Consider the following 13,553-nt stretch of genomic DNA (forward strand, 5'->3'; position numbering starts at 1 on the left):
TAAAGGCGGGTGTTTGGTGTGATACCATCAAATTATTTGGAGAAATTGTATGCCGGCTACTTGGGCATGAACATTGGCATCAGGATCGGTGCGCCTGTTGAGCCAACGATTTGGACATATGAAAGAATTAGAGATACGTATGGTGAAATCACGGACTATGTCAAAGATTACAAAAATTTCGCTGCAGACGATGATGCGAATGGTCCCTTCTACTTCTTAAGAGCACTCTATGATGATGCAAAAGATCGCGATATTACACCGAATGATGTTGCTCGTGCTTGGCTTAACTACACGCGTGAAGGTATTGGAATGTTCTGGTGGGGCGGTTATGGGATCAGTACGGAGCACACGGCCTACATCAATTTGAAAAAAGGAGTTCCAGCTCCTCAATCGGGTTCGATCGAACAAAATGGTCTGATTATGGCTGAGCAAATTGGCGGTCAAATCTTTATCGATACGTGGGGCTTAGTGAATCCAGGCAATCCGAAGAAAGCTGCTGATTTCGGCGAAGCCGCTGCACGGGTATCCCATGATGGCGAAGGCGTATACGGCGCTAGATTTTTCTGCGCGGCGATTTCTGCTGCTTTTGAAACGAATAACATTAATGAGATCATCGAAGCAGGTCTTGCTCAAATTCCTGTAGAGTCAACGTATAACAAAGTTGCAAGAGCTGTATTGAAATTCCACGCTGAGCAACCTAATGATTTCAGAGCTTGTCGCGATATGCTTGAGCGGGATTGGGGCTACGATAAATACAGAGGCGTTTGTCACATGATTCCGAATGCTGGCGTATGTATTTTGTCGATGATCTATGGTCAAGGTGACTTTAACCGTACAGTTGAAATTGCTACAATGTGTGGCTGGGATACCGACTGTAACGCAGGTAACGTGGGTACGGTTCTAGGGGTTGCTTGTGGGATCAAGGGCATTGCTGATAAATATCGTAAGCCGATCAACGATTCCATCGTGATGTCAGGGATTTCCGGTTACTTAAACATCTTGGATATTCCAACATACGCGAAAGAGCTTGCGATTCTTGGGTACAGACTAGCTGGTGAAGCTTGTCCGCAGGAGTTAAAGGATAGCTTCATTGAAGATGAAATCTATTTTGATTTCGATCTGCCAGGTTCCACGCATAACTTCCGAGTGTCAGATCCATTCTTCTGTATGACTAAGCATTCTACGGAAAAAGCGTTTAAAGGTACAGGTTCCCTTGAAGTTGTATTTGACCGTATGACGCGTGGCGAGCTGTCCAGAATTTTCTACAAGCCTTTCTACACACGTGATGAATTCAGTGATGAAAGATATTCACCTGTATTCTCGCCGAAAGCTTTTTCAGGTCAAACGGTATCCATGAAAATTTACCTCGACCAATGGGGCGGGAATGAATTGATGGGTGTTGCACCTTACGTACGATTGGCTAACAGTAAGAAGGAATTAGTGCAGGGTTATGTGAAGCTGGTTAACAATGATTGGCTCCATCTTGAATTCCAAATTCCGGACTCCGAAGGTGAATTGATCGACGAAGTTGGGATCGTGTTGGAAGCTTACTCCACACGTAAACCGAAAAGCTTAGGACGTATTTTCATTGACCAGTTCAGAATTTATGGTAAAGCGGATTATACGATTGACTTTGCTAAGCAAGCGGTCAATTTCGGCTGTATCACACCGTTTGCTCATAACTTAGGCGCATGGAGCATTGAAAATGGTGCCATGTACCTCATGACAGCGGAAACTGCTGAAGCTTACACAGGTGCTTACTTCGCGAAGGATTATACTTATACAGTTCAAGTGAAGCCTCATGTAGGTCTATCCCATTTGGCAGCGGTTCGCGTTCAAGGCGCAATGCGCGGTTATCATGTTGGCTTTGACGGAGAGAATGAAGTTTCCTTCTATATCAATGATTTTGGCTACAAGAAGGTAGCAAGCGTATCGTATCCTTGGCAGCATGAGCAAGATTATGTTTTCAAAGTGACTGTACAAGGAAATACAATTACACTATATATTAATGAAGAAGAGGTTTTAAAGCATACCGATAACACGTTTGAATATGGTATGTTTGGTGTTAGTACAATTGCTGCGGCAAGGACATCTTATAGCAACATAAGATTAACTGAGATTTAGTAAGATGACACCGCTGGGATGGTAGCTGATAGAGGCTCATTTCAGCGGTTTCCCTTATGCTGTCAGCCAATTGAGCATGGTAGAGAAATTGTATTGTGAATTGGGGATGGGATGAGAACATGGTTCGAGAGAAGAAGCCTACATTAAAAGAGATTGCCGAGCTGGCGGGTGTCACCAAAGCGACGGTTTCCATGGTGCTGAATAATACAGGAAGAGTCAGTCAAGAGCAGCGGGAAAAAGTGAAACGAATAGCGGATGAGCTTGATTACCGTCCCAATGTTATTGCTCAAGGCTTGGCTCGTCAGCATATGAAGCTGATTGGTATGGTTATTCCGTCCTTTCATGATGATTTCAGTCATGAGGTGTTTTTGGGTATTGAGAATTATGCCAAAGAGCGTGGCTACAAAATTTTAGTAGGTCTCACGAACAATGAAGGTGAAGCAGAAGACAGCATTATTGAAGAGTTTTTGCAGCTAAATAGTGCGGGGCTGATCATTCATCCTTCTCCCAATGTTGATAGTAAAGAGCGCATGTATCATAAGCTTCAGCAAGAGAAGGTTCCTTTTGTATTCTATACGCGTTATCCCATAGATGGTAATACCGATTATAACCGTGTACTCTGTGACGATGTGCTTGGAGGACGGTTAGCTACCCAGCATTTAATTGATAAAGGGCATCAACGGATTGCCTTTTATACGAACCGATATGTAAAAAATACGAATGACTCCATCAATAAGAAAAAAGGGTATGAATTAGCACATCAAGAAGCCGCTCTGACAGTGGATCCACAGCTATCGATCAGCTCGGATATGTTTTCCGCGGATAATCCGATCAGTGACTGGGTACGTGCTAATCAAGTAACGGCTATATTCGTATCAACGGATTATACAGCTATTAATATCATGGAAAGGCTGCAAAACAGCGGGATTCGGATACCTGAGGATGTCGCAATTGTCGGTTACGATGATATTCGCATGGCAAAGTTATGTACACCAAAGCTGACAACGGTCCGAGTACCTAAGAAGGAAATCGGAATGAAGACAGCAGAGATGGTATTGTCTATGATCGAGCATCCGATACTGCGTCACAAACATGAAATAATCGAGACGCCTGAGCTCGTGGTCAGAAGGAGCAGTTAAGCCTATGGAAACGAAATTTGTACGAAACCGCGTTGAAAAAGTAAGACGTTCTACGCTCATTGTCCCTGGCAATGTGGAACGGTTTATTCAGAAAGCAATAACGCGCGGTGCAGATACGGTACAGCTTGATTTGGAAGATAGTGTTCCTGTCGATCAGAAGGACATCGGCCGTCAGATGGTGCGTGAAGCATTGAACACGATGCCTTTAAACGCTACACAAATCAATGTGCGATTGAACAATGCATGGGAGATGTGTGAGAAGGATTTAACTTGTTGTGTAGCCCCGCGGCTGCATAGTGTGACAATTCCTAAAGTTGAAGATGTCGATATCATTCGTGATGTTGAAGCGAAATTGACGGATTTGGAACGGGAGCGCGGCTTGTCCGAAGGACATACAGAAATCTCCATTCTGATTGAATCAGCATTAGGATTATCTCGCTTAGGTGAACTGCTTGCAGCGAGTGATCGCATTAGCACAGTGACGCTTGGCAATGAAGATTTCTGTCTTGATTTGGGTATCGAAGCCTCCGCTACAGGGGAGGAGCTTTTTCCCTATTATGCACAAGTTGTTTTGCAAGCACGGATTCACGAGGTGATGCCTCTTGGTTTCGTATCCTCGATTGCCGATTTTCGTAATTTAGATAACTTTAGACGCTTAGCTGAGAAAAGTAAGCAGCTAGGCTTTATGGGCAGCTCCTGTATTCATCCAGATCAAGTAGCCATCCTGAACGAGGTATACACCCCGCGGCAGGAGGAGCTAGAGAAGGCAATGGGAATTGTACAAGCCTATGAAGAAGCACAACAGCAGGGCAGATCGTCCTGTTCCTATATGGGTAAAATGATTGATCCACCCGTTTATTTGCGGGCACAATTCTTACTGAAACGCAACACGATTCTGGTAGGCAAGGAGTGATTGACAAATGAATAAAGCTCTTCATCGTATGTTGAATCCGATATCGATTGCCGTCGTCGGGGCCAGCGAGAAAATGAATTACGGCGGCAGATTAATGAAAAATATGCTGACACAAGGCTATGCGGGGCAATTATTTCCCGTGAATCCAACAAGCAAAGAAATATTCGGCGTACCCTGTTACGCTTCATTAGATGAAATAAATGCAGAGATCGATTTGGCAATCATTATTGTAAAGGCAGAGCTTGTCGAGTCCCTGCTTGCACAATGTGAGGCGAAAAAAGTCGGTTCTGTCTTAATTATCAGCGCCGGGTTTAGAGAGGCGGGGACAGAGGCAGGCGAACAGCGCGAGCGTATGTTAACCGCATGGTCGGAACGGACAGGCATTCCAATTTGTGGGCCTAACTGTTTGGGGCTCAGCTCCAGCACGGCAAACATGTGGGCGAGTTCAGCTTCCTCAATCGGTGAAAGCAAGCGTGCAGGCGGATCTGTCGGTCTAATTTCACATAGCGGAGCTACGGCATTCGGTCCATTGCTGAATCGCGCCAATGATTACGGCGTTGGCTACCGTTACATCGTTTCGACCGGTAATGAAGCAAGTGTGTCGATGACACAGTTTGCCGATTTCATGCTGGACGATCCTGATGTGACAGCTGTCGGACTATTCATTGAAGGCATCAAGGATGGGAAAGCGTTCGCCAAGCTAGCTGATAAGGCGCTTAAGCTGGGCAAACCGCTTATTACTTTGAAAATTGGTGAATCCGCTGTTGGACAAAAAGCAGCAGCTAGCCACACCGCTTCGATGACAGGAGACCAGCAAGTATTTGATGCTTTCTGCCGCCAAAAGGGCATTTTGGCAGCTAAGGATTACGAAGAGTTCATCGCGCTTGTGAAAAGCAGTGAATATAGCAAACCGCTTATGGGGCGCCGCTTCGCGGTATTATCGCATTCCGGCGGCATCGGCGGGTTCGTTGGCGACAAAATGGGCGCTGTAGGACTCAGTGTACCTCAACTACAAGCGGACACCGTTTCCCGCATTGATACGCTTCTAACTGGATTCGGAACGGCTAACAATCCGCTCGATTTGTCTGGTACGATGCAAACGGAACAAATTCTTGAGATCCATGCCGCACTTGAAGGTGAGGCGGAATTGAACGGAATTGTATACGCTACGCATGGGAAAGCTCCGCTAACGGAACGGCTTGGCGCGCTGGATCGCTCGTCAAATAAGCCTTTGTACTGGTTGTGGACAGGAAGTTTGGAAGATCCTGAATTGCAAGCTGTTAAGAAGCTGCCAATACCACTCTTCTTTAATCCGAAGCAATTAGCTTCCACGCTTACACGTTTGGTAGAATTTTATGAACGTTCTCGCAGTGCTGAATTAAGCGAAGAATCCGCAGCTAATCGTTCGACAACGGATGGTGCGGCGCAATTGCAGGAATTCGCGAAGCAGACAAGTTCTTTGACACTGACGGAGATCGAAGGCAAGCAGGTGCTTCAATCCGTTGGTATTTCCGTTCCAGAGAATTACTTCTTACCAGTTGACGGCGATATAGAGTCGTTCCTAACTTCCATGCCTTTCGATGGCAAACGTTATGTGGCGAAGCTGGTATCAAGAACGATTACGCATAAAAGTGATAGCGGCGGCGTTGCTTTGAACCTGAAGCAACCGGAGCAGGTGCGGGAATTCTTTGAGCGTCGTATTCAGCAAAATGCAGCGGACGTGGATGGGATGCTGTTGGAGGAAATGGTCGGAGACAAAGTGGAATTGATCCTAGGATCGACCAATGACCCGATCTTTGGTCCAGTTGTTCTGATTGGCCTTGGCGGCGTGTTAACCGAGCTGTTCCAGCTAGTTACTTGGCGTGTAGCTCCTTTCGATAAAGAGGAAGCGAAGCGAATGATCGGCGAAATTAAGGGACTTGAGAAGTATCTGCAAGGCTTCCGCAACATGCCGGAAACGGATATGGAAGCTCTGCTCCAAACCTTGGAAACTTTCTCCTACTGGGTATATGATCAGCAGGATACAATCGAGAGTGTAGAGATTAATCCGCTTGCTGTTTTACCGAAAGGTGAAGGTGTTAACGCGCTCGACTGTGTCATTACATTGAAATCAGATGCTGACCAAGCGGTGTACAGCGAAATCTAGGGGGTGTAGTATGCAGAAAAAGACAGCAAAAATCGTCGTGGTTGGCAGCATTAATATCGATCTCGTGGTGAAGTCTGAACACATTCCGGTCGCTGGGGAAACCGTGACGGGACAAGAATTCGTCATGATCCCCGGTGGAAAAGGTGCCAACCAAGCGGTCGCTGCCGCGAGGCTAGGGGCACAGGTTGAAATGGTTGGCTGTGTAGGCAGCGACCCGTTCGGCAAACAGATGCTGGAGCAATTAGCGAATGAAGGCGTAGGTACATCTTACGTGTTGGTGGATCCTCAGCAAACAACAGGTGTGGCGCTTATTCAAGTGCAGGATGGGGAAAATCGGATTACGGTTGTCCCAGGCGCGAATGCGAGCGTGACGCCAGCGCATGTAGAGCGTGCGAAAAATGTGTTTGTTGGCGCGGATATCTTGCTTGTACAACTCGAGATTCCCCAAGAGACGGTTATGCAAGCGGTTCAACTTGCCAAAAGCCATGGCGTGAAAGTGATCTTGAACCCTGCGCCAGCTGCGGTGCTGCCAGACGAGATTTGGCCGTTCGTTGATTTGGTAACGCCCAATGAGACAGAGGCAGCTATTCTGGCTTCTGGACAGCTAGCGGGCGCAGATCATGCGGGAATTATGAATGAGCTGCGGAGCTTCACGAAGACCGATGTAATCATTACCCAAGGGGAAAAAGGGGTTTCCTATCACTTGAATGGGGTAGAAGGGTCCTATCCTGCCTATCGGGTGAACGTGGTGGATACAACGGCAGCCGGCGATTCCTTCAATGCCGCGTTAGCGGTATGGCATGGAGAAGGTTACTCCCTAGAGCAATCGATCGCGTTCGCGGCAAAAGTTGGCGCGCTGACGGTATCGAGCTTCGGTGCTCAGACTTCGCTGCCGACTCGGCAAGAAGTGGAGTCATTTGAGGGCAGCTTAAACAAGTAGATGATTGATACGAACCGAACCAGCAGACATAGCGTTTGCTGGTTTTTTGCGTGCGAATAAGGGGACTACTCGTGAGCAGAAGCCCCTCAATGGAAAGTAACTGGAAAACCTCCAGCTATTTTCCGCATATTTCGCTCCTTAGCCAACCTAAATGGAAAACATGCAGTTAATTCTTCGCGAATCATGATAACCGCTCAAAATGGATAAAATTAACTGTAGTAAATCCAGCTATTCGATAAATCGCCAACATTTCGCTACTTTTAACTGTAGATAATCCATCTATTTGTGGGAAAGCACCGCGGTGGCAGATATTGGGGAAGTGGAGGCGGGTAGATGGTAGTTAGAACGTAGATTTTGACGAGTAAATGTGAGTAGTTAGTAGGTAGTAGATAATGAGTTAGCTAGTTGAATGATGTGTGGTTATTTGTGTAAGAAGGTAGCTAGTAGCCTGGTAGATGGTGAAATGCTAATACATTATTAATGATTTTCTATAAAGTTACTAAACATTTTAGGTGTATCATGAACTCAGAGTATGATAGTGGCTGTAAATAGGATCATTCGAAAGCCTAGTATTCGTAGAGTAGACAGGAGTTGACTATCCGTTTGATACATATATTATCCAAGCTGGTTAAGCAATGGCAGCAATATTTCAACTTGTTTCGGAAGGACCCGAACGTGCAGTCGGTCGGTCTAAAGTTGTTTGTATGGGCAGTTGGCGGGACTGCGATTCTCTTTGTTGGATTCAGTTTTTTCTCCTACTCGCATTCGCAGCAGATTGTTATCGACAAGGTGACATCAGCTACTAAGCAAACCGTTGTGCAGTCAAGAGATACGTTAAATATCATTTTTCGAAATTATGAAGATTTGACCTTTAGTATTTTGACAGATGAGGAAATGTTGAATCAACTCCATGTGTATGGTAGCGCGACAACCAGCCAGAACGAAAAATTCGTGGCTCGGAATAAAATCGTGGAGAGCTTTGCTATTCGTTTTTTTAGTAAAAGTGATATCACCAATATTCACCTGATCCCGGTGGATCCGAAGCTGAAAGAAATTACGACGGATACGCTCCATACAGAAATAATCGATTACAGTAAAGAGGAGTGGTTTCAAAGGGCGGTTATTGCGAATGGTGAAATCGGATGGATGGCTACGAAAAGATACGGCTACTCGAATGTAGGACAACCTTCCTTTGCGATTAATCGGCTCATTAAATTGAGTTCGGGTATGAAGTATGTGCTCCTCATCGAGATTAGTTCCGAGGTGTTAAAGCGTTCTTTTGGTGACATTCAAAGTGGAGAAATGGTCATATTGAACCCTGCTAATCAATTGCTGACCAGGACAAATTCAGAAGTAGAAGGGGACTTCTACCGAATCCCGAACGTATTTCATGCTAATCCGATTCATGCCGGACATCCTTCCGAAAGCAAAACAATTAAGGTGAGCGGAGAGATGCAACTGGTTGTTGCAGAGAAAATAGCGGCCAGTGATTGGATCGTACAAGCTGTGATTCCAGGATCGGAATTATTCAAAGATGCGAATACCATTGGCAATAGCATGCTAATTAGTATGGTCGGAATAGCCATCATCACCTACTTGATTAATTACTATTTACAGCGGCGGCGGAATGCTACGAAAATCCGATATATGGCTTACCATGATCATTTGACTGATTTAGCAAACCGCAAATTGTTTATGGAGGTTATCGAAAAGGAGATTCAGTTAGCTGGGCAAAACAGGCAGGAGTTTACCGTGCTTTTCCTGGATTTGGACCGCTTTAAAATTATAAATGATACCTTTGGCCATGAGGCTGGCGACAGGCTGCTCATCGAAACAGCACGTCGACTAGAAAGCATTATGGATAAGACGTGTACGATCGCTCGTTTCGGTGGGGATGAATTTCTAATCCTGATACCGAACGCAGGTAACCAAGATGCGATATTGACAATTATTCAACAGATCACCACTCAGATTCAAAAACCAGTATACTACGAAGAGAAAGAGCTTCATGTATCTGTCAGCATAGGTGTTAGTATGTATCCGCAGGATGGGAACGACATCCAGAGCTTAACCAAGCACGCGGATACTGCGATGTATAGTGCGAAAGAAAGCGGTAGAAATAATCACAAGTTCTATAACACCACAATGGAAAAAAACACCTATGAGAAGCTGTCTTTAGAAAGAGATTTGCGTCTTGCGATAGAGCGCGATGAGTTGTTTCTCTATTATCAGCCTCAAATTGAACTGAATTCTGGTTGCATTATTGGGGTTGAAACGCTAGCCAGATGGAACCATCCTAAGCATGGCTTCATTCCGCCTTCGGAATTTATTCCGATTGCGGAGTACTCACGACTCATCGTTCCAATCGGCAAATGGATTCTATACACAGCGTGTAAGCAAAATAAAGCTTGGCAAGATGCGGGGCTCCCCAAGGTGCATGTAGCAGTCAACTTATCGATTCATCAATTCCAGAATTCGGAGATCATCCAAACCGTTGCTCAGATTTTGCAGGACACAGGTTTGGAACCGCAATATTTAGAATTGGAAATTACAGAATCCATTGCGATGCAAGATGTGGAGCAGGTTATTTTAACCTTACAAGGCTTGTATGCCTTAGGGGTGAAAATTTCAATCGATGATTTCGGCACAGGGTATTCGTCATTAAATTATTTGAAAAACTTTCCGATTCAACGGTTGAAAATTGATAAATCATTTCTAGATGACATTGTAGTCAATGAGAAAGAACGTGCCATCGTTGGAGCTATCATCATCATGGCACATAGTTTGAACTTGCGAGTGACCGCTGAGGGGGTAGAGAGCATGGAACAAGTAGCCTTATTACAAGCATGCAACTGCGATGAGATTCAGGGTTATATCTACAGCCGTCCCATTCCGACAAATGAGTGTGCAGAATTACTGGCAGAGAGAAGGGTATATGACACAACTGGTAAACTTGTACATAATGGCTAACCATTTGAGCGCGAGGGGGAAACCATGATGAGGATGAGGCAACGAAAAAGGATGACTTGGTTTGTTTGTATGAGTTGGATGATACTTGTGATCTTCGTAATGGGCTGTTCTAGTCAGGAACATCAACCGCCAACTTCATCGCCATCCATCGAGAATAAAGTGACGCTGCGAATGATCGAGAGCTTAACAAATCCGAATCGGACAATGATTCTAAAAGGATTGATTGCTCAATTTGAGAGCCAAAACCCCAATATCCACGTGGAGCTTATTTCCCCCCCCTTTGCGCAGGCTGATATTACCATAAAAACGATGCTGAATGTCAAGCAAGAGCTCGATATTGTCGAAGTCAGAGATATTAATGTCGCTGATCTCGCGAGTCAAGGATATATTGACGCATTAAACACGTACATGGCCGCTTGGGATGAACAAAATACCCTGTCGAGAGCTGCTAAATCGATCTCTGTCGTTGGTCGTAAGAATTACTTTATAGCGAACGGCTTGTACCAGCGGCAAATGTTTTACAGGAAGGATTGGTTTGAAGCTGCAGGCCTTAAACCACCTTCGTCTTGGGAAGAGATTTATGAAACGGGTAAAAAACTGACAGACCCCGCCAACAATCGGTATGGCTTTTCTTTTCGTGGCGCCAAAGGTTCTATATCAATCTTAGATACGTTGATACTCGCTTATAATGGCGGTCGCGTTAATCTGGATGATGGTCAATTTTTGAATGACGGATCGACGATTTACGACTCGCCTGAAGCCGTGAAAGCAATGGAATTATATCTAAAGCTGTATAAGGAAGTTTCGCCGCCTGATTCCATATACTGGGGTTTCCAAGAGCAGGTAGAGGCGTTCACCTCGGGCATGACGGGGATATTGCTGCAGGATCCGGATGTCATTCAAACGATACAAGAAAAAATGCAGCCGGGAACTTGGACGACGGCGCCATTACCAACGGGGCCAAGAGGTAGTGCTCTAGTGAGTGTTGGCGGAGCTGGCTGGGGAATTGCTTCGTATTCCAAACATAAAGCGGAAGCCTGGAAGCTGATTGCTTTTCTTTCAGGTGCCAAGCAAAACACCGAATTATCCCAAAAATACGGCTTGATTCCGATTCACACCTCTGCGGTTTCGGATGCATTTTTCCAAACAGGTCCTTATAAAACCTTACTCGACATGACGCTCAAACCAGATACTTACCTGCTCTATAAACCACCCTTTCAATATCCGGGGAACAGCAGTTGGGATAAGGTAGCTATGGAAACTGGACAAGCGATGTTGATGGGGAAGGCAACCATTCAGGAGACATTAAGTAAGTGGGATACTTTCTGGAAGGAACAGAAGAGAACCATTGGGATTGAATTGAAATAACGCTAATTAAACGTGATAGAATGGAATCATGACAAGACAGTTGAAAAGGAGAGCCAAGCGTGAATGTAGAAATGAAGAACTTAGCTAATGTAACTCAAAAGCTGGCTCAAGCAGGCATTCGCTACTCATTGGGTGGAAGTGGTCTGATGCTTAGCTTGGGCTTAACCGACGCGGTGGGCGATTGGGATATCATGGTTGAAGCTCAGAAAGATCAGGTGCTGAACGCTTTACAGCACGAGCAAATCGAAGAAAAACCTAGTGGGGATTATCCATTTGGCACCAATTACAAGCTAATCGTTCATAGCGATAATCCTCAAGTGGAAATCATCGGGGGACTCTCGATCCATACCGACAAAGGCTTGTGTAGGCTGCCTTCCATCCCGAGCGCTACCTGGAACGGTATTCAAGTTGGCAGTCCAGAAGTCTGGTATGTGGCGTATACACTGATGAAGCGGACTGAAAAGGCAGCCATAGTGCTTGCTTATTTGAAGGAAGCTGGAGCCAATCAAGAAATTCTGGACATCCTGATGAAGGAGCCGCTCCCTGATGAGATCATAGGGGAAATCAGAGCTCTTACCGACATATAAAAGGACGAAATAATGGATAATCAAATCACAATTCAAGCTTTAAAATACGGAAATCTCCTACATTACGAATGGAACACAACCTTATTAGAAAAGACGGATTCACATATCGTTGTTTTGGGTGAGTACGGAAGGCAGCTGCATCATTACACGAAGCAAAAAGTATTTACGGTTGAAAATTGGACCATTGAATTTTTCTCTTTTGATTCCTGGTTCACAGTTAGTGCTGATGTAGTTGACGGTAAACTCAATGAATTTTATTGTAATATCAATCAGCCCGCAGTGCTGAACGGAACCACTGTTTCTTTTGTAGATTTGGATCTAGATTATGTGAAGAGAAACGGCGTTTGGCAGGTTGTTGATGAAGATGAATTTGCTGCCCATGCGATTAAATTTGGGTACCCAGCTGATTTGATCCATCAAGCCGAGCATGAGTTAGCAGCCTTAAAAGAAAATGTTAGCCAAAGGGTATTCCCGTTTGATGGCTATCTCGACAAGTTTATCGCTTGTATTCCTAGTTAATGAAGGCAATGATTACGAAACTTAGGGGAGGTTTCATTTATCATGATTACCGTACAAATGGTGCTAGATCACCTTATTGAGCCCGTCGGCCAGTTGAACAAGACGGTGGATACACTGAAAAGCGGACGTCTGGATGCGGAAGTTCGGAAAGTGGCTGTCGTATTTATGACGACGTATGCTGCAATTAAGCAAGCTGTTGAATCAGGCGTCGACCTCATCATTACCCACGAACCGACGTATTACAATCACATGGATGAAGGCGAGTGGCTTAGCGGAGATCCTGTTTATGAAAAGAAGCGTGCGCTCATCGAGGAATCGGGCATTGCGATTTTTCGCTTGCACGATTACGTACATAAATATAAACCAGATGGTATTCTGGCAGGCATGTTAAAACAGCTGGATTGGGAATCTTACGCTAATCCAGAGGAGATGAAACTGCTGACATTGCCGCCTGACGAGCAGCATACGGTGCGCACGATCGTCGCACATCTGAAGAGTAAGCTTGGCATAGAGAGTATGCTTGTGGCCGGGGACCCGGATCTGTCCGTGAAGCGTATGGGCCTGTTACCTGGGGCGTCCGGTGGTCATTCTCACATCAAGTTTCTCGGCAGTAAGGATATCGACTTGTTGATCGTTGGCGAGACGAATGAGTGGGAGACGAATGAATATGTACGGGATGCCGCGGATATGGGGTTTGCGAAGGCACTGATCGTAACAGGTCACCAGAAGAGTGAAGAAGCAGGCATGCAGACCGTCGTGGAGATGGTACGCGAGGCGTTTCCTGATCTTCAAGTGGCATTCATAGAGTGCCCGCTTGCGGTACAGCGGATTTGATAATTATGCTTTA

The 13,553-nt window shown here is 45.4% G+C and carries 10 protein-coding genes; all 10 read left to right on the plus strand.

The genetic code is table 11. From position 1 onward, the window contains the following. The first annotated feature begins 18 nt into the window (after positions 1 to 18). The 10 genes from AC58QG_RS19725 (at position 19) to AC58QG_RS19770 (ending at position 13,540) form a co-directional block, all read left to right on the plus strand. Positions 19 to 2,124 carry an ADP-ribosylglycohydrolase family protein gene (locus tag AC58QG_RS19725; protein ID WP_497363837.1) on the plus strand — a complete coding sequence of 702 codons (2,106 nt, stop codon included), beginning with the start codon at positions 19 to 21 and terminating at the stop codon, positions 2,122 to 2,124. Positions 2,125 to 2,243: 119 nt separating this feature from the next. Next, entirely contained in the window at positions 2,244 to 3,263 is a 1,020-nt protein-coding gene (locus tag AC58QG_RS19730; RefSeq protein WP_497363838.1) for a LacI family DNA-binding transcriptional regulator, read from the plus strand. Positions 3,264 to 3,267: 4 nt separating this feature from the next. Beyond that, positions 3,268 to 4,176 (plus strand): HpcH/HpaI aldolase/citrate lyase family protein, encoded by a 909-nt coding sequence (locus AC58QG_RS19735; protein WP_497363839.1) that lies wholly within the window; start codon positions 3,268 to 3,270, stop codon positions 4,174 to 4,176. A 7-nt stretch (positions 4,177 to 4,183) separates the two neighbouring features. After that, the gene (locus tag AC58QG_RS19740) at positions 4,184 to 6,322 is read left to right on the plus strand and encodes an acetate--CoA ligase family protein (RefSeq protein ID WP_497363840.1); all 2,139 of its coding nucleotides are present in this window, start codon (positions 4,184 to 4,186) and stop codon (positions 6,320 to 6,322) included. A gap of 10 nt (positions 6,323 to 6,332) precedes the next feature. Then, complete coding sequence (rbsK, locus tag AC58QG_RS19745; RefSeq protein WP_497363841.1) at positions 6,333 to 7,262, plus strand: ribokinase; 930 nt, start codon at positions 6,333 to 6,335, stop codon at positions 7,260 to 7,262. A 603-nt stretch (positions 7,263 to 7,865) separates the two neighbouring features. Beyond that, the gene (locus AC58QG_RS19750) at positions 7,866 to 10,232 is read left to right on the plus strand and encodes a bifunctional diguanylate cyclase/phosphodiesterase (RefSeq protein WP_497363842.1); all 2,367 of its coding nucleotides are present in this window, start codon (positions 7,866 to 7,868) and stop codon (positions 10,230 to 10,232) included. Positions 10,233 to 10,301: 69 nt separating this feature from the next. Continuing rightward, positions 10,302 to 11,600, plus strand: coding sequence for an ABC transporter substrate-binding protein (locus AC58QG_RS19755; protein WP_497363843.1), 1,299 nt, complete (start codon positions 10,302 to 10,304; stop codon positions 11,598 to 11,600). Positions 11,601 to 11,659: 59 nt separating this feature from the next. After that, a complete protein-coding gene (locus tag AC58QG_RS19760) occupies positions 11,660 to 12,187 on the plus strand; it encodes a hypothetical protein (RefSeq protein ID WP_497363844.1) in 528 nt (175 codons plus the stop codon). Between the two features lie 12 nt (positions 12,188 to 12,199). Continuing rightward, positions 12,200 to 12,706 (plus strand): DUF402 domain-containing protein, encoded by a 507-nt coding sequence (locus AC58QG_RS19765; RefSeq protein WP_497363845.1) that lies wholly within the window; start codon positions 12,200 to 12,202, stop codon positions 12,704 to 12,706. 42 nt (positions 12,707 to 12,748) lie between these two features. Continuing rightward, positions 12,749 to 13,540, plus strand: coding sequence for a Nif3-like dinuclear metal center hexameric protein (locus tag AC58QG_RS19770; RefSeq protein ID WP_497363846.1), 792 nt, complete (start codon positions 12,749 to 12,751; stop codon positions 13,538 to 13,540). Positions 13,541 to 13,553: the final 13 nt, after the last annotated feature.

The organism is Paenibacillus sp. J22P169 (assembly GCF_059691995.1).

What these genes read in the sequence shown, in the direction of transcription:
- AC58QG_RS19755 (WP_497363843.1), top strand. Translation starts at nt 10,302, where the DNA reads ATGAGTTGGATGATACTTGTGATCTTCGTAATGGGCTGTTCTAGTCAG.
- AC58QG_RS19740 (WP_497363840.1), top strand. Translation starts at nt 4,184, where the DNA reads ATGAATAAAGCTCTTCATCGTATGTTGAATCCGATATCGATTGCCGTC.
- rbsK (WP_497363841.1), top strand. Translation starts at nt 6,333, where the DNA reads ATGCAGAAAAAGACAGCAAAAATCGTCGTGGTTGGCAGCATTAATATC.
- AC58QG_RS19770 (WP_497363846.1), top strand. Translation starts at nt 12,749, where the DNA reads ATGATTACCGTACAAATGGTGCTAGATCACCTTATTGAGCCCGTCGGC.
- AC58QG_RS19735 (WP_497363839.1), top strand. Translation starts at nt 3,268, where the DNA reads ATGGAAACGAAATTTGTACGAAACCGCGTTGAAAAAGTAAGACGTTCT.
- AC58QG_RS19730 (WP_497363838.1), top strand. Translation starts at nt 2,244, where the DNA reads ATGGTTCGAGAGAAGAAGCCTACATTAAAAGAGATTGCCGAGCTGGCG.
- AC58QG_RS19765 (WP_497363845.1), top strand. Translation starts at nt 12,200, where the DNA reads ATGGATAATCAAATCACAATTCAAGCTTTAAAATACGGAAATCTCCTA.